Here is a 16,064-nt window from a genome sequence, read left to right as displayed (position 1 = left end):
AAGCATCAAATACAACTAGATCTACTTTCTTGACGACCAAAGAGGGAATCATGCGCCACCCTGTCGATCACACTTTTTCTTCGAAGACGCGGCAGACTTTGCGGAACGATAGCAACAGAAAACATCGTCGCGTACATGGAGGCGGCACATTAATCGTGGTGTTGACCGCTCTAGCACTGTCGCATAACGCCGTGGCTCAAGAGTCACAGGACAAATGGCAAACGCGTTCCTGGCCTGAGCTTGCCGCCGAAACGCAGGCGCGTGCGGATCGAGGTGCCTATCCTTTGACTGGACTCAAGCCAGATGATGTTCGCGAAGCGCTCTCGCATATCCACTCCCTCGATCGCGACGAATGGGCTTCGGCCTGGATGGCGATTGGCGATCAATACGAACTGCGTGCAAAATCGGAGGAACCGACAGACTCTGGCGCCGCACGTGATGACTATCGGGCAGCATGGCTCAACTATTCGTTCGGTCGTTGGCCCTCCCCTAATTCGCCAGGCAAAGCGCAGTCGTATGCAAAAGCACAGGAAGCTTTCGCCAACTATGGGCGGCTTCTCAATCCACCGATCGAAACGATCAGCATTCCATTCGAAGGCAAGCAGATCGTTGCCTATCTGCAAAAACCGCCCGGTGTCACAAAGCCACCGATTGTCCTTGACCTCGGCGGCATGGATGAATGGAAGGACTCCGTCGCTGACCAGGGGCGCGGATTCCTGCAGGACGGCATTGCCGACGTCGCAGTCGACATGCCCGGCACTGGCGATGCACCTATGGCCCGCCCGGGAGCCGAGAGGGTCTATTCACGTCTGATCGACTATCTACTCACGCGAACCGACGTCGACGGTAGCCGCATCGTCGTACGCGGCACGAGTTGGGGCAGTTATTGGTCCGCGCGGCTCGCATTTGTTGAGGCGAATCGTCTAAAAGGTGCGGTGTATCAGAGTGGTCCGGTGGACAGTTATTTTCAGCGTGCATGGCAAGATAACTCTCTGCACACGAAGGAATACCTGTTTGATTTCGTTGCATCACGCTTATATGTTCTTGGGCAACCCTCGGTAGAAGCGCTCTTGAACTATATGCCGTCGATGTCGCTGAAGGCAGCCGGACTCCTGGGACAGCCGACGTCACCTATGCTTCTGATCGGTGGTGTACAGGACAGCCAAACGCCGTTCACCGATCTAATCGAGCTACTGCAGACCGGGACGCCAAAGGACGCATGGGTCAACCCAGAAGGCCGACACATGGGAGACTCTGGCAGTTGGACGCATAAAGCTATCTTCGACAAGGTTATCCGACCGTGGATACGGGCGCGTTTGATCGTTGGGCAATGATCCATTTCGCGCGTCTCGTGATTCAAAACTGATCAAACTATGGAGCCACCACTTGCCACTAGCGGAGATGCGTTTCGGCAGTGGCATGACGTGTTGGCGTCGACCGCGTGAATGGCAGGACAACGGCGTGTGGGCAGACTCGCATCGGGCGTTCCTTGTACGCCTGCGTGGATATGACGCGATTGACTGGAGTCGTGTGAGCATTTATAGGGCGAGCCGACCGGGCCAAACACGACCGACCGGAGCAAGCTAGGCAGCAAGCGGCATATTGCAGTAGACGCCCAGGGTATCCCGCTGGCCCCGGTGGTCACAGGCGCCAACCGGCACGACTCGACGGTGTTCGAAGCTGTACTCGATGCAATACCGCCCGTGTCGGGCGTGCCTGAGCGACCACGGCGGCGGCCGGACAAGGTCCATGCTGACAAGGGATACGACTATGCGCTCTGCCGGGAATCACTGCAACAACGAGGCATCACGGCACGCATTGCGCGTCGTGGTATCGAGAGCAGCGAAAGGCTCGGCCGTCATCGCTGGGTGGTCGAACGCACACATGCCTGGTTTGCCGGTTTCGGCAAACTGTGCATCCGTTTCGAACGGGCTCTCGATACTCATGTCGCGTTGCTCAATCTGGCTTGTGCTGTCGTCTGCTCAAGGTTGGTTGATCAGTTTTGTTGGCAACTCTTAACCAGATTACCAGAACACCTCATTGCGCCCCCCTCGATCACATGCTCAATCTCTTCGGAGAATCATAATGTCTCAAGAAAAAGAACCGCGCAGACGATTCTTGCGACAGATGTTCGCAATCGTACCGGCATCCGGCCTGGCCACAGGCGTCGCACTAACACAAACGGCCTGTTCCAAACCCCCACAGACGGGGAGTGCCAATGAACTGGGCGCTACCAGTCTCGGACTCTACGAACCAACCTATTTCACGAAAGAGGAATACACGTTCATTGAAGCGGCTGTCGATCACCTCATTCCATCGGATAAATTTGGTGCCGGCGCGCTTGAGTGTGACGTACCGGTCTTCATTGACCGCCAGATGGAAACGCCTTACGGGCACGGCAAGCTCTGGTATATGCAGGGACCGTTTCATCCGGATGAAAGCCCTGACATGGGCTACCAGATGAACCTGAACCCGCGCCAGATTTATCGCCACGGTGTTGCCGAGACCAACACGTACTGCGTGAAGCATCATGACAAGGTGTTTGTCGATTTGTCGAAGGGTCTTCAAGTCGAAGTCCTGAAAGCACTCGACGCCGGCACGCCGCAATTCGAATCTCTTCCCTCCAGGACCTTCTTTTCATATCTGTTGGCAAACACCAAGGAAGCTTATCTGGCCGATCCGATTTACGGTGGCAACAAGAACATGGGCGGTTGGAAAATGATCGGATTCCCGGGTGCCCGTGCGGATTTCATAGACTGGATCGACAAGCCAAACGTGAACTATCCGTACGGCCCGGTCTCGATCTCGGGAATGCGGGGATAACATGGCAATCCAAAAAGACAAGGTAGACGTCGTCCTGATCGGCTTTGGATGGACCGGGGCAATCATGGGAATCGAGTTGACGGCGGCCGGCCTTAACGTGCTGGCGCTCGAGCGCGGGGAGTTCCGCGATACACCGACGGACGCGGAATATCCGAAGGTCGCGGACGAACTGAAGTACTCCACACGCGGCGAGCTATTGCAGCACCTTGCCGACGAAACGGTGACCATTCGTCACGATATGACGAGGACAGCGGTGCCGTATCGTCAGCATGGCGCATTTCTGCTGGGAAATGGTGTCGGCGGTGCCGGCTTTCACTGGAACGGCATGATGTACCGCAACCTGCCGGAAGAACTCGAGATGCGCACGCGCTATACCGAGCGCTATGGCAAGAAATTCATTCCCGACAATATGTTGCTGCAAGATCATGGCGTGACTTACAAGGATCTCGAGCCGTTCTATGACTTTTCGGAAAAAGTCATGGCTGTTTCGGGTAGGGCCGGCAATATCAATGGCAAGCTAACTGGCGCCGAAGAAGGTAATCCGCTGGAGGGTCCACGAACCAACGAATTCCCGACAGCGCCGCTGCAAAAGCAATATAGCGGCATGTTGTTTGAAAAAGCCGCACGGGAAGTGGGTCTGCATCCGTACTCGGCACCGGCAGCGAATGCGTCCGCGCCATACACGAACCCCTATGGTGTGCGCATCGGACCGTGTAACTTTTGTGGTTTCTGCGATGGCTATGGCTGCTACATGTATTCGAAGGCATCGCCACAGACGACGATCATGCCGGTTCTGCTCAAGCGTGAGAACTTCGAGCTTCGGACCGAATCGCAGGTGATCAAGGTCAATATGGACTCCACGGGCACGAAGGCAACCGGGGTGACATATGTCGACCGGCAGGGGCGTGAGGTCGAGCAACCGGCGGACATGGTCATCCTGACAGCCTTTCAGATGCACAACGTGCGTCTGCTGCTGTTGTCCGGCATTGGTAAGCCGTATAACCCGTTGACGGGTGAAGGTGTGGTCGGCAAAAACTTCGCCTACCAGATGAACGGAAGCATTGGCATCCTGATGCCCAAGGGCACACATTTTAACCGCTTCGCGGCCGCGGGCGCAGGCGCTGTCGGCTTGGACGACTTCAATGGCGACCAGTTCGACCACGGGCCGCTCGGCTTCATAGGGGGGGCGAGCATTCGAAGTTTGAGCTCGGGCGGCCGACCGATCGGCCAGGCCCCGACGGTACCGGGGACGCCGTCATGGGGCTCGGGTTGGAAAGAGGGTGTCCAGGATGCATATCAGCGGTATATGAATATCGCGATCGCTGGCTCGGTCATGTCTTACAAGGACGCTTATCTCGATCTGGATCCGACCTATCGCGACAAGTTCGGTAAGCCATTGCTGCGCATGACGTTCGATTGGCATGACAACGAGTATGACATGCTGGGTTTCATGGGCGACCAGATGGAAAAGCTGGCCAATGTGATGGGCGGTGACAGGGTAGTTCGTGGCATCCGCAAGAAGGGAAAGCATTTCGATGTGCGCGAGTATCAAAGCACACACCTGACTGGCGGCGCCATCATGGGTACCAATCCGAAGGACAGCGTGGTCAACACGTATGGCCAAACCTGGGGTGTGTCGAACGTTTTCGTGATGGGCGCCTGTCTGTTTCCGCAGAACATGGGGTACAACCCGACAGGGCTGGTAACGGCAATCGCTTACCGTTCCGTGAAAGCGATCCGCGAACAGTACCTGAAGAACCCCGGCCCGCTGGTGCAGGCTTAGGCACGCACGATGACTAAATATACGAAGCGCGTGCTGCCGGCGCTGGCGTCGGTTGTCATGTCATCGCTCGCGCTTGGACTAGCGGCATTATCCACGACTGTGCGCGCGCAGGATGCAACTAGCGCGGATATGACCCAATTGATAAGGCAGGGGGCCTACCTCGCGCAAATCGGTGACTGTGTCGCCTGCCATACCGCGAAGGATGGAAAGCCGTTCGCTGGTGGCCTGCCGATGAGCATATCGATCGGCACGATCTGGTCGTCGAACATCACGCCCGACAAAGACACCGGGATTGGCAGTTACACCCTTGACGACTTTGATCGAGCGGTTCGCCACGGGATAGCGAAGAATGGCGAGACACTGTATCCGGCGATGCCTTATCCGTCGTATGCGAAGGTCAAGCCATCAAACATCAAGGCGCTCTATGCGTACTTTATGCACGGCGTGCAACCGGTCTCGCAGGCGAACAAGACCACGGACATCATGTGGCCGATGTCAATGCGATGGCCGCTGTCGGTCTGGCGTAAGCTGTATGCACCAGACGTGGTAACTGACGACACACCTGTAAGCGCTACTGATCCGGTGCTCCGTGGCCGGTATCTGGTGGAAGGTCTGGCGCATTGCTCCGCGTGTCACACGCCCCGTAAGGTGACGATGCAGGAAGCATCGCTGAGCGACGATGGATCGACGTTCCTGTCAGGTACGGTGATCGACGGTTATCTCGCAGAGAATCTGCGCGGAGACGTGAAGGACGGCCTCGGCAATTGGAGCGAGGGGGATATTGTCGCGTTCCTGAAGAGTGGCCGTAACGAGCACTCCGCTGCCTTTGGCGGCATGGCCGAGGTCGTACAGGACAGTACCCAATTCATGATGGACAGCGATCTCATGTCGATCGCCACGTATCTGAAAACGTTGGGACCGGCGCATCCGGACCAGACGTCGCTCACGTACGATAGCGCCACGGAGAAGATGTTCCACGACGGGAGCGCCAGCAGTAACGGCGCGATCCAGTTCCTGAATAATTGCGCAGCCTGCCACCGGACTACTGGCAACGGTTGGAATGGGACTTTCCCGCGACTGGCGTTGAGCACCACGGTCAACACGAAAGATCCGTCGTCGCTGATTCGTATCGTGTTGTCCGGGGCCCAGATGCCTTGGACGGCATCCGCGCCGACGCACTATGCGATGCCTGGCTTCGCTGATCGGCTAAGCGATCAGGATCTGGCGGATGTGTTGACGTTTGTGCGTAGTAGCTGGGGGAACACGGCACCTGCCGTTACATCGGAAATGGTGGCCGCCGTGCGCAAGAGCCTTCCCGAGAAGGCGCCGGCCACGGATCTTCAGACACGTCTCATCAACGGGATTTGTCGCAGTAAGACTCGATGAGTAGAGTCGAATCGATATGCAAAGTATTGCTTACGTTGCGAGTTCGTAGAATCGATCGGCGACGGGCGGATGATAAGCTCGAGCATGTTTCATCTGTCCTTTGCCGAACATATGCATCAGTTCGATGCCACTGTGATCGTCGATTAGCGCAACCCGTCAAGACGGGTTCCCGAGCCGCTTATGGTTCGTCTGCCATCATGCACAAGGATCGCTTCTACCAACGCGCCTTCCTGTCCTAGCACCGAGCTTACGGCTCATGGTTATGGACGCGATCGTTAAAGGTCGGAATCACGCAACTGATATCTGGTGACGACACGGCGCGCCTCCTCATCGCCACCATCGACGGACGTAAGCGGAGCCGGAACGACACCAACACAAGCATCTAGATCGAACGGAACATCCGTCGCCAAAGTGCTCAACAAGGTCCGTATCTTATGGCGTTGTGTCGAATAGTGCTCCTCGGCAATTTCTGCGAAGCTGGCGTCGAGCGTCGAACAGATGTCCAACCGACAGGGCATAACGGCAAGAAAACTAGCTTTCAGGCGCGGGGATTTCTACTTGACCGAGAAACTGATTCGCCTGCGCAAAATCTCTGCACGAAGACGAGGCCTAACTCGGAGGGAATTCGGGCGCCGCGGGAAGACGGCGCACGGGTACTGGGGCCGCCGCAAACTAGTTCGAGTCAGCGCAGGAGTCGGACGCCCTTTCTTATGACGAATCTGCTATCGGTGACACGCCGACTTGAGGGACTGCTAAGCGGGGCGGTGGTGCTGTCGGTAAATTTGTCTCGCCCCCCCAATTTAAGGTATGCGCAAGAGGCACTACAGCGATCGAAATACGCCCCAACTGACTGCTCGCGAACCGATTACTCCTGCTAATGCTGCATGGCAACACAGTTTTGAGACGTGCAGTAGGCTCTGCTGTATCTGAAATATCCAGAAGCGTTTGCTGCAGACTTTGTTGTGCTCCAATATCTGCATCAAAGAAAAAGCGATTCGAGAGCTTTCCCTTAGAAGTTTCTATCCAATCTCGGACCGCGCTTGAGACTCGCTCCGCTCCCTACCTTCAGCCTCTTACGGAAATATCCAACCCGCTCTGTGGACCCTCTTGGGTACACCACATTTTGATTAATAATCTGTTGGGCGGTTACCGTAGGCACGTGACGACCACGAAACGCTCAACATATGCTTCACCCCGCAATTCATTGACAAGAAATAATATTTAAAATCAATGCATTACATAAAAAATCAAACAATTTCAGCTTTTGCTTTATTTCTGCAAATAGTTGCGGGCTTTTGATTTATTCAGCGTCTGCTGCACCGATCCGCGTGCCCGATCTGACGTTCAACTTTTGGTTTATTTTTGATCAACTTTTGCTTAATTTGTCAGCGGGTGAAGGCAATAGACACCTTCTCCAGCACACTACTCTTCAAGGGATAGTGACCGCATGCGCGGAGCGCTTTCACACCGAACGCGCTGACAGCCGGTAGCTGACCGTGCGCGACACACCGGCACGAAACGCGAGACCCGTTCGGGCCGCCAGCGGATGGTCGGCCGGAGGCATCACTACACGGCCAAGGTCGAAAAAGCTTTGGGCCGGCTCAACGCCCAATGCAACGTTTCGTCCGGACCATGGGTCGTATGCACGTCCGCCATTGCTAATCCAGAGCAACGCGTCCGGAAGTTCCTCGGGATTCCAGTCGAGCAGGACATCGGCCTGCTGAGTGGAATATCGCAAGACAAACGGCGGCCGACACCCTGCGATCTGTAACAGCTCCTCGGTCTTGTCCAGCAGTGGCAATCGCGTCACGTCCATAGGGCCGGTTGCTGTCGCGATCTCTTTCAGAGAAGCGAAGGCATGGTTCGGCAAGCTCCGCGAAATGCCCGACTCCGGCGAGACCGGGTAGCTGTGAACCATTTGATACGGACATGCGAGTACCTCGACTCCCTCGTCCGGTATGGCGAATGTAGGGTGGAGAGCGAACGGCAAGACGACGTCTCTACGCGCGTGGACAGTAAGTGAGACGATAAGCGCCGGCGCTTCAGGGTCAACTTCAATGGTGCGCTCGAGGCTTTCGATTGCTTCCTCGGATGGGTAATCAATCCGCAGCGTGAGCCTGTCTGCAGTCTTCTCAACAAGGCGCCACATGTGATTCGCGCCGTATCCGTGGTTCCACGTATCAGTGGCGTTCCGTGTCTCGAAGCCTGGAGGCAGACCGGGTGGTGCCGCAACCGTTCCAAACGGCAGGCACGGCCATTCGCCGCGCAACGCGCGCAGGAGACCTGGCCAGCGAGCGTCGTCACCCCATGGAGCCACGTACAGCGGCGAAACGCTGCGGCCCCCGCCCAGTTCGAATCGCACAGGAGCAAGCATTCCGCCAAGCGACTGCGCAGTCGCTTCGCCATGGGCCCATTTCAACGTCCAACGTTCCATTGAATCCATCGTCCCGTCTTTCCAGGTTAGCTAGCAGTCGGATTCCGCCGGCCTTCTACGACGGCCACCGAAACACCAGGTCGGCACGATCTCGCGTCGAATCGATCAATACTGCATTGGGCTCGTCGGTCTGCTGGACCCACTTTCGAGCAGCGTCTTCATCGCGACCAAACCTGATGTGGCGATCGACAAGCCGTTGCCTGCGCAACTCCGGATCGACGTCGACATACCAGGCCTCGTCGAGAAGTGGGCGAACCGCCTTCCAGTGCCCGCGCTCCAGTAGCAGATAGTTTCCCTCGGTGACAACGAGCGGCACGTCGGGGCTGACAGGAATGGCCCCGGCGATGGGCTCTTCGATCTCCCGCCGAAAAGCCGGCGCATAGACCGTCTCGCCATGGCGCGGTGCCCGCAGACGGCTCAGCAGCGCGACGTAACCCGCACTGTCGAAGGTATCTTCGGCGCCCTTGCGGGACGCGCGCCCGAGCCGTTCGAGTTCGACGTTCGCAAGGTGAAAACCATCCATCGGCACAACCACGGCCCGGCCAGGCAGCGCTTCAAGGATCTGCTCCGCCAGCGTTGATTTGCCGGCTCCGGGCGCGCCCACCAGGCCGAGGATACGGCGCTGACCATCGGCGACAAGCTGTTTCAGCCGGGCGAGAAAGGGGTCTTCGATCATCGATACAATCCAGAGTTATTCGGGCAGGTAGATACTGTCAACGGGCCCAAAATACCGCATGCCATGCAATATGACAACGGGAAACCGCATGACGGCACCAATCCATACGGCATCCTAATTGTATCTGCCGCTCCTCTTTGCAACAGAACAGCACTCTCAGTGATGCGCCTTCGCTTTGGCCGCAGCATTGATCCCGCCGGCAATGAAACTCCTTGCGTGTGTGGCCAGATCCATACCGTCGTCCCACATGTTTCGCCAGATTGCCAGTGCGTTGGACAACTGTTCGTTCACGACCGCGGAAGAGAAACTCTCGAACGTGACCACACCCTTATAGTCGATCATGGCGAGTGCGTGGAAAAACTGCGCGAAGTCGATGGTTCCGGAACCCAGGTAACCGCGATTGCTTTCGCCGATATGGACGTAACCGAGCCTCTTTCCGCACTCCAGTACTGGTTGCATGAAGTCCGATTCCTCAATGTTCATGTGATAGGTGTCGAGGTGCACAACCACGTTGGGCGCATCGACTTCGTCCAGTATCCTGAGCGCCTGCGATGCCGTGTTAAGCAGGTTGCTCTCGTAACGATTCACCACTTCAAGCCCGAGGGTCACGTTTTTCTTCAAGGCGAAGTCTGCAATCCGCTTGAGCGAGTCGACCGCGTTCCTGCGTCCCTGCACGGTGACGGGCGCTGAATACTTGGCCATCGCGCCGTACAGGATGCCGCCGAAGTAGTTGCCCCCGAGCTCGGCGGTAATGGTGATGCCTTCTTCCAGCAGCGCCACGCCACGCGCAACCGTGGCCGGGTCGTCGCTGGAGACGTCCGCGTCGAAGGTCAGGCCACGCGAACAGCCGATTTGCAGCCCGTGCTCCTGCAACAGGTCGCGAGTGAGCGCCAGGTCCATTACCTTTGGCCCGTGTAACGACAGTTCAACGAGATCGAAGCCTGCGGCCCTGGTCTGGCTGATTACCTTGCGCGTCGACTCCGGCGTCAGATCGCCAGCCCATACCAATGCGTGAACACCAAGCGTATTCATTGTGCAACTCCTCCCGATGCGGTCGCGCGTCTGCGGACCAAGGACTGAAAAAAGCCGTTTGCCCACGCCCAACGGAGCAGCATCACGGCAAGCAAAAACACACCCCATAAGGCGGTGGCGAGATGTTGGTTCGCACCGAGCAGATTGAGGCCAGAGGCAATCACCTGCAGGATGACCAGCGCAATCACTACCGGCACGACACGCCCGAAGCCGCCGAACGGGTCGACTCGACCGAGGAAGCAGGCGAGTACGGAAATCAGCAGGAAAGCCTCGCCATGACCGACGCGCACCGAGTTGAAACTGGCCAGCATGACGATGCCGGCAACGCCGCACATGAGACCCGACAGCATGTAAATCCGCGTGACCGCGCGTGTGGTGGCAATGCCCGAGTAGCGCGTCGCCTCGAGATTCGAGCCGATCATGCGTGTGGCAAAGCCGAGTCGCGAGCGCGTCATGACGACGTGCCAGACGGCCGCGCAGCCGGCGAAGATCCATAGCGGAACCGGCACGCCAAGCAGTAGGCCGTTGCCCATCACCAGCACGGCGGGCGGGAAGCCGGAGATATCGCCACCGTGGGTCAGGAATTCGCCGAGGCCGCGCAGGAAGATCATCATCGAGAGGGAGACGAGGATCGGGCTTGCGCCGGTGCGCGCGATGATGGCGCCCATCACCCATCCGGACGCGGCACCTGTGGCGAGTGCCGCGGCAATGCCCAGCACGATGACGCCAGCGCCGGCATCTGCCCCGCCATAGGCGTGCAGCACCCAGGCCATGGCCAGTCCGGAAATATTGGCGGTGAAGGTTACGGCGAGATTGAAGCCGCCGGAGATCAGCGGCATCAGCATCGCCAGCGTGAACAGCCCCAGTTCCGGCAGCTGAAAGGCCACGGAGACAAACGTATCCGCAGAAAAAAAGCGGCTGGACGCAAGGCTCATTGCCAGGATCACGACAGCCAGAAAGCCGAGCAGACCGACGACGTCAGCAGGCACGAACGCTACAGCGGAACGTTGCGACGAAGAGGTTTTCATGAGAAGGCCTTGACGCGTTGCGACGCGAAGCGCGATCCGACGAGCTTGGCGAAGCCGCCGCTCGACAAGGTAATCGCGATCAGAATGACGGCGCCGATGATCATCTTGAACGCGTACGGAGAGACTCCTAGCAGGTTGAGTCCGTTCGCGGTGATGGCGGTGAGCAGAATGCCAAGGATCGCACCGAGGATCGTGCCGCGTCCGCCGCCCAGTCGTGCGCCGCCGAGCACCACGGCGGCGAGCACGTCCAGTTCGCGGCCATACAGCGCGTTGGGCACCACCTCCTGAACGTAGTGCGCCTGCATCAGCCCCGCGATCCCGGCCATCATCCCAAGCCAGCCAAAGGCAATGTAGTGCATGGCGCCGATATTGATGCCGACGCGCCGCGCCGCTTCCGGGTTGTCGCCCATGGCATAGAGCTGCCTGCCGGTGGTCGTGCGCCGCAGCAGGAACCAGGTGGCCACGACCGTGCAGAACATGACGGCGACAGGCAGCCCGAGGTCGGCAACGCCGCTTGATGTCTTCAGCGCGATCAGTGAAATGCGGTTCATCCACCAGTCCGGCAGATCGTAGAGGGATACGCCTCCGGTCAGAAACATCAGGCCGCCAAAGAACACGTTAAAGGTCGCGATGGTCACCACGATGGAGACGATGCGGAACCGGTAGATGAACGTGGCATTGATGGCGCCCAGCAGAAACCCGAACGCGGCCGACGCGAGGACGCCTAGCACCCAGTTGCCTCCGCCCAGGTGCATGACCGTCAAGGCGGTCAGGTACTGCACCACGGAAGCGCCCACTGCAAACGAGATGTCGATGCCGCCAGCGATAAGTACAACTAGCAGTCCGACGGCAAAGATGATGTTGACCGAACTCTGGTTTAGGAGGTCGAACAGATTGGGCAAGGTCAGGAAAGTCGAGGTCGTCGCGCCAAGGCCGATCACCATGACGGCGATGACGAGGATCAGCAGCGCCTCGATCGAACCGATTCCGAGTTTGCGCAGATCAGGCATGGACGTCTCGCTCGATTTGGTCGATGGATGTGGCACCCGGCACGTATTCCTTCACCATGCGGCCATTGCGCATATGCAGGATACGGTCGGCGTTGAAGTAGACCTCCGGGATCTCGTCGGAGATCAGCAGGATGGCCATGCCCTGGGCAGCCAGCTTATGGATGATGGCGAAGATGCCGGCTCGGGCGCCGACGTCCACGCCTACCGTGGGTGAATCGAGAATCAGCAGCTTCGGGTTCGTGGCGAGCCACTTGGCGAGCACGATGCGCTGCTGGTTGCCGCCGGACAGCGTGGAGACCGCATCCTCGGGCTTGCCGATCTTGACCGCCAGTTGCTGGATCCAGTCCTTGATCAGGCCGTCGCGCTTCCTGAGACTGATCAGCCGCGTGGCGTCGAGAAGATCGTCGAGCACCGCGGCCACGGTGTTGTCGCCGATCGATTGCGGCTGCACGAGGCCGAGCTGAAGGCGATCTTCGGAAACATAGGCGATACCCGCCCGTATCGCGTCGCGGTTCGAGCCCAGCGATAATTTCTTGCCGTCGAGGCTGATCGAGCCGGCGTCCGGACGCGTCATGCCGAACAACGACAACGCGAGTTCCGTTCGCCCCGCGCCAAGGCGACCCGTGACGCCGAGGATCTCGCCTTTCCTGACGGAGAACGAAACTGCGTCATATTCGCCCCGTCGGGTCAGGCTATCTACCTGCAGCACAGCGGGTGCGGCGGACAGGTCCGTCGTGCGCACGGCATAGTCGAAGGTGCGGCCCGTCATCAGTTCCGTGAGGCGGGTTTGCGTCATGCCGGCCGTGGGAAAAGTGCCGACGTACTGGCCGTCGCGCAACACCGTCACGCGCGTACAGACGTTGAGCACTTCGGCAAGCCTGTGACTGACGAACACCACGGCAATGCCGTCGGCCGAGAGACGACGCACGATCGTAAGGAGTGCCTCGGTTTCAGCATGACTGAGCGAGGCCGTCGGCTCGTCCATGAAAACGAGGCGCGCGTCGGCAACGAGCGCCCGGGCGATGGCGACGATCTGGCGCTGAGCGATCGACAACGAACGCACCGAACGGCCCAGATCGATTGAAACGCTGAGCCGCTCGAGGATGCGGCGCGCCGCCACTTTCATCTGGCGATAGTTGACGAGGCGCGGACGCGGCCCGAGGTTCTGTTCGAAAGCAATGTTCTCTGCGACCGTCATCTCGGGAAACAACGCGAGATCCTGCCAGATCACCTGGATGCCCAGCTCCCGCGCCTTGGCCGGATCCAACCCCTCGATCGACTGACCGTCCATCAGCATGACGGCATCAGGCTCCGGCTGATAGACCCCGCTGATCACCTTGATCAGCGTGCTCTTGCCGCAGCCGTTTTCGCCGGCGAGGCACAGCACCTCGCCGGGCAGCACGTCGAACCTGATAGCCTGCAGCGCTTTCACACCGCCGAATATCTTGGAGATATTGTCGAGCTTGAGCAGCGGCGTACGAGAGGTGTCGACGACCACGCCCGCTTCGCTCGTATGTCCCCGCTCAGGCACAGGACGATCCTTTGAGGCCGCTGAAATCATGGGAATGCTCCAATGCGACTGACAGGCAACCAAGGTCGCTTCAGAGACCTAACTTCGCGAGATCGTCAACGGTACTGGCATTGAGATCCACCAGCTGGTCGACGATCAGATCGTGACCCTGCGGATGCACGACGCCCAGACCCGGGATGTTCGTGCCGTCCTTGATCGGTTCACCCTTCGCGACCATCGTGCCGAGTGTGACGAATACCTCACCCGCCAGCTCCGGATTCCACATGTAGCCGCCGGTCAGGATGCCGTCATGCACGAGACGCTTGCCTTGTCCCGGCGAGAACGGTCCTAGCACCACGACCTGGCCTTTCTTATGCGTTTCGTCGACAGCGCGAGCCGCTCCGATCGGCCCCTGGCTGCCGAACGCCAGAATGCCCTTGAGATCGGGATGAGCCCGCATCAGATCAAGCGCCGTCTGGCGCGATGCGTCGACGTTCTCGGCCACGCCATAGCGGTCGCCGACCAGCTTCATGTCCGGATCATTGGCCTTCAGATAAGCAATCGCGGCGTCGGCCCATGCGTTGTGCAACGGCACGGTGAGCGAACCGACGAAGACCGCGTACTCTCCTTTGCCGCCCATGGCGGTCGCGAGGCGCTTGCCATACGCTTCGCCGAAGCCTTTGACCGAGGCCAGTTCGAAGTCCCAATCCGTATTCTCCTGGTTCGGAGATTCATGCGTAATGACCTTGATGCCCGCGGCTCTCGCCCGCTGCAGGACGGGCTCCAGTACCTTGGCATCGTTCGGCACCACGCCGATCACGTCGACGTGCTGCGCAATCAGATCCTCGATCGCCCGGACCTGCAACGCCGGGTCCGCGCTGGTCGGGCCAACCATAAACGCCTTGACGCCCAGTTGATCCGCGCGTTTCTTGATCCCCGCCTCCATGGCGTTGAACCATGGGATGCCGCCAATCTTCACGACGATGCCGATGACTGGCTTGTCGGGCGACGCCGAAGCCAGGCTTGTCGCGAGTGCAAACGCGGCGATGCCTGCGCACAGTGTGCGCACGAAGTTCTTTGACATGTCTCCTCCGTTGGACCTCGGCAAGCTTCGCCAAACGCCCGGATAGGTAATGGAAATGAGCCGATCCGCTAACCTCAGCAACGTTTGCTGAATCCATTCAGCAAATCGGTGAGCAAATGCTGAATCCATTCAGCGAGGGGGTCAATCGGGTAGATACCCTAATATGGCTTCCGGTGGCAGAAGGTCTACCGTCTGCACAACATGGACGATGGTGCTTTGGGAGTAAAAGGCAGATGGCCCGCAGCAGTTCAGGACGCAAGTCGACTATTTATGACATCGCCAAAGCGACGGGTTCTTCGACGTCGGCGGTGAGCATGGTGCTGAACGGCACCTGGGCCCGCTATCGCATCAAGGAAGAAACCGCCAACCGGATCCTCGCGAGCGCCGCGCAACTTGGCTACAACGTGAACATGAAAGCACGCGGACTGCGCCTGTCTCGCTCGGGACTGGCCGGCATGATCCTTCCGCACTATCGCAACCGCTTTTTTGCGGGGCTCGCGGAGAACTTCGAGGAGCATGCGAGGAGTCGCGGGCTGTGTCCAATCGTGGTCAGTACCCAACGCGACCCGGCGGTAGAAATGAGCGTGACGGAGACGCTCATCTCGCAGCAGGTGGAGTTGCTGTTCATCGTCGGCGTGCGCAATCCCACGCCTCTTGACGCACTGTGCTCGGCGGCAGGTATTCCATGCATCAACGTCGACCTGCCCGGCCCAGGTGCACCATCGGTGGTGTCGGACAATCGCGGCGGCGCGCGGGCGCTGACAGAGGCCCTGATGGAGAAGATGATCGCCGCCGGCAGTTCGCCCGGCGAACTACTTTTTCTGGGTGGCATCGTGGACGAATATGCGACCGAAATGCGCATTGCCGGCTACCGCGACGCGTTCGAGGCTCGCGGGATCAGCCCCGCGGCAGATGCCGTGGAATGCTTCGGATACGGCGCGTCGTCTTCGCGGCGCGCGCTGGCGAGCCGTTATGAAAGTCTCGGCAGACTTCCCACAGGATTACTGATGAATTCGATCACCGCGTTCGAGGGCCTGGTTCAATTCGCGTCGAAATTGCCGCGCGAGGCCTGGCAATCCACGGTGGTCGGTTGCTTCGACTGGGATCCTTTTGCTGTGCATCTGCCGTTTGAAGTAACCATGATGCGCCAGGACGTGCAGAAGATAATCCTCGAAGCCTTCGCGCTGGCGGACAGCCACGACGCAATCGACCATCCTCTCGTTATGGTGCCGACGGGCTTCGGAGAAATGGTCGAGGAAGACGAACTGACGATCAAGATCGGACGCGAATGCTGACAC

The 16,064-nt window shown here is 58.8% G+C and carries 12 protein-coding genes and 1 pseudogene; 6 read left to right on the top strand and 7 right to left on the bottom strand.

The genetic code is table 11. The features are described from left to right. The first annotated feature begins 50 nt into the window (after positions 1-50). The 5 genes and pseudogenes from P3T20_RS32445 to P3T20_RS32425 all read left to right on the top strand — a co-directional run bounded on the left by P3T20_RS32445 (position 51) and on the right by P3T20_RS32425 (position 5,992). Entirely contained in the window at positions 51-1,334 is a 1,284-nt protein-coding gene (locus P3T20_RS32445) for an alpha/beta hydrolase (protein ID WP_083611620.1), read from the top strand. A 64-nt stretch (positions 1,335-1,398) separates the two neighbouring features. Continuing rightward, positions 1,399-2,006, top strand: a pseudogene (locus P3T20_RS32440) (IS5 family transposase); the annotation flags it as partial. Between the two features lie 79 nt (positions 2,007-2,085). Further along, positions 2,086-2,823, top strand: coding sequence for a gluconate 2-dehydrogenase subunit 3 family protein (locus P3T20_RS32435; RefSeq protein ID WP_074267480.1), 738 nt, complete (start codon positions 2,086-2,088; stop codon positions 2,821-2,823). Between the two features lies 1 nt (position 2,824). Further along, the gene (locus P3T20_RS32430; protein ID WP_074267479.1) at positions 2,825-4,606 is read left to right on the top strand and encodes a GMC family oxidoreductase; all 1,782 of its coding nucleotides are present in this window, start codon (positions 2,825-2,827) and stop codon (positions 4,604-4,606) included. 9 nt (positions 4,607-4,615) lie between these two features. Beyond that, entirely contained in the window at positions 4,616-5,992 is a 1,377-nt protein-coding gene (locus P3T20_RS32425; protein WP_074267478.1) for a cytochrome c, read from the top strand. Positions 5,993-7,454: 1,462 nt separating this feature from the next. Here the strand turns inward: P3T20_RS32425 and P3T20_RS32420 are convergent. From P3T20_RS32420 to P3T20_RS32390, 7 genes are all read right to left on the bottom strand, one after another. Beyond that, positions 7,455-8,141 (bottom strand): hypothetical protein, encoded by a 687-nt coding sequence (locus P3T20_RS32420; protein ID WP_429288962.1) that lies wholly within the window; start codon positions 8,139-8,141, stop codon positions 7,455-7,457. 340 nt (positions 8,142-8,481) lie between these two features. After that, positions 8,482-9,102 carry a nucleoside/nucleotide kinase family protein gene (locus P3T20_RS32415; RefSeq protein ID WP_429288961.1) on the bottom strand — a complete coding sequence of 207 codons (621 nt, stop codon included), beginning with the start codon at positions 9,100-9,102 and terminating at the stop codon, positions 8,482-8,484. 156 nt (positions 9,103-9,258) lie between these two features. Then, positions 9,259-10,134: a sugar phosphate isomerase/epimerase family protein gene (locus P3T20_RS32410; RefSeq protein WP_429288960.1), complete on the bottom strand. Its 876-nt coding sequence runs from the start codon at positions 10,132-10,134 to the stop codon at positions 9,259-9,261. Beyond that, positions 10,131-11,162 carry an ABC transporter permease gene (locus tag P3T20_RS32405; protein ID WP_429288959.1) on the bottom strand — a complete coding sequence of 344 codons (1,032 nt, stop codon included), beginning with the start codon at positions 11,160-11,162 and terminating at the stop codon, positions 10,131-10,133. The genes P3T20_RS32410 and P3T20_RS32405 overlap by 4 nt, the downstream gene beginning before the upstream one ends. Further along, on the bottom strand, positions 11,159-12,172 hold the full coding sequence (locus P3T20_RS32400) for an ABC transporter permease (RefSeq protein WP_429288958.1): 1,014 nt from the start codon (positions 12,170-12,172) through the stop codon (positions 11,159-11,161). The genes P3T20_RS32405 and P3T20_RS32400 overlap by 4 nt, the downstream gene beginning before the upstream one ends. Then, positions 12,165-13,703, bottom strand: coding sequence for a sugar ABC transporter ATP-binding protein (locus P3T20_RS32395; protein ID WP_429288957.1), 1,539 nt, complete (start codon positions 13,701-13,703; stop codon positions 12,165-12,167). Before P3T20_RS32395 ends, P3T20_RS32400 begins: the two co-directional genes overlap by 8 nt. 70 nt (positions 13,704-13,773) lie before the next feature. Then, a complete protein-coding gene (locus P3T20_RS32390; RefSeq protein ID WP_429288956.1) occupies positions 13,774-14,766 on the bottom strand; it encodes a substrate-binding domain-containing protein in 993 nt (330 codons plus the stop codon). Positions 14,767-14,882: 116 nt separating this feature from the next. Here P3T20_RS32390 and P3T20_RS32385 point away from each other — a divergent pair, with 116 nt between their 5' ends. Next, positions 14,883-16,061 (top strand): LacI family DNA-binding transcriptional regulator, encoded by a 1,179-nt coding sequence (locus P3T20_RS32385; protein WP_429288955.1) that lies wholly within the window; start codon positions 14,883-14,885, stop codon positions 16,059-16,061. Positions 16,062-16,064 lie beyond the last annotated feature (3 nt).

The organism is Paraburkholderia sp. GAS206C (genome assembly GCF_050435645.1).
In the GTDB taxonomy this organism is placed as follows: domain Bacteria; phylum Pseudomonadota; class Gammaproteobacteria; order Burkholderiales; family Burkholderiaceae; genus Paraburkholderia; species Paraburkholderia phenazinium_B.
This window is presented reverse-complemented; position numbering and strand designations above follow the sequence as displayed.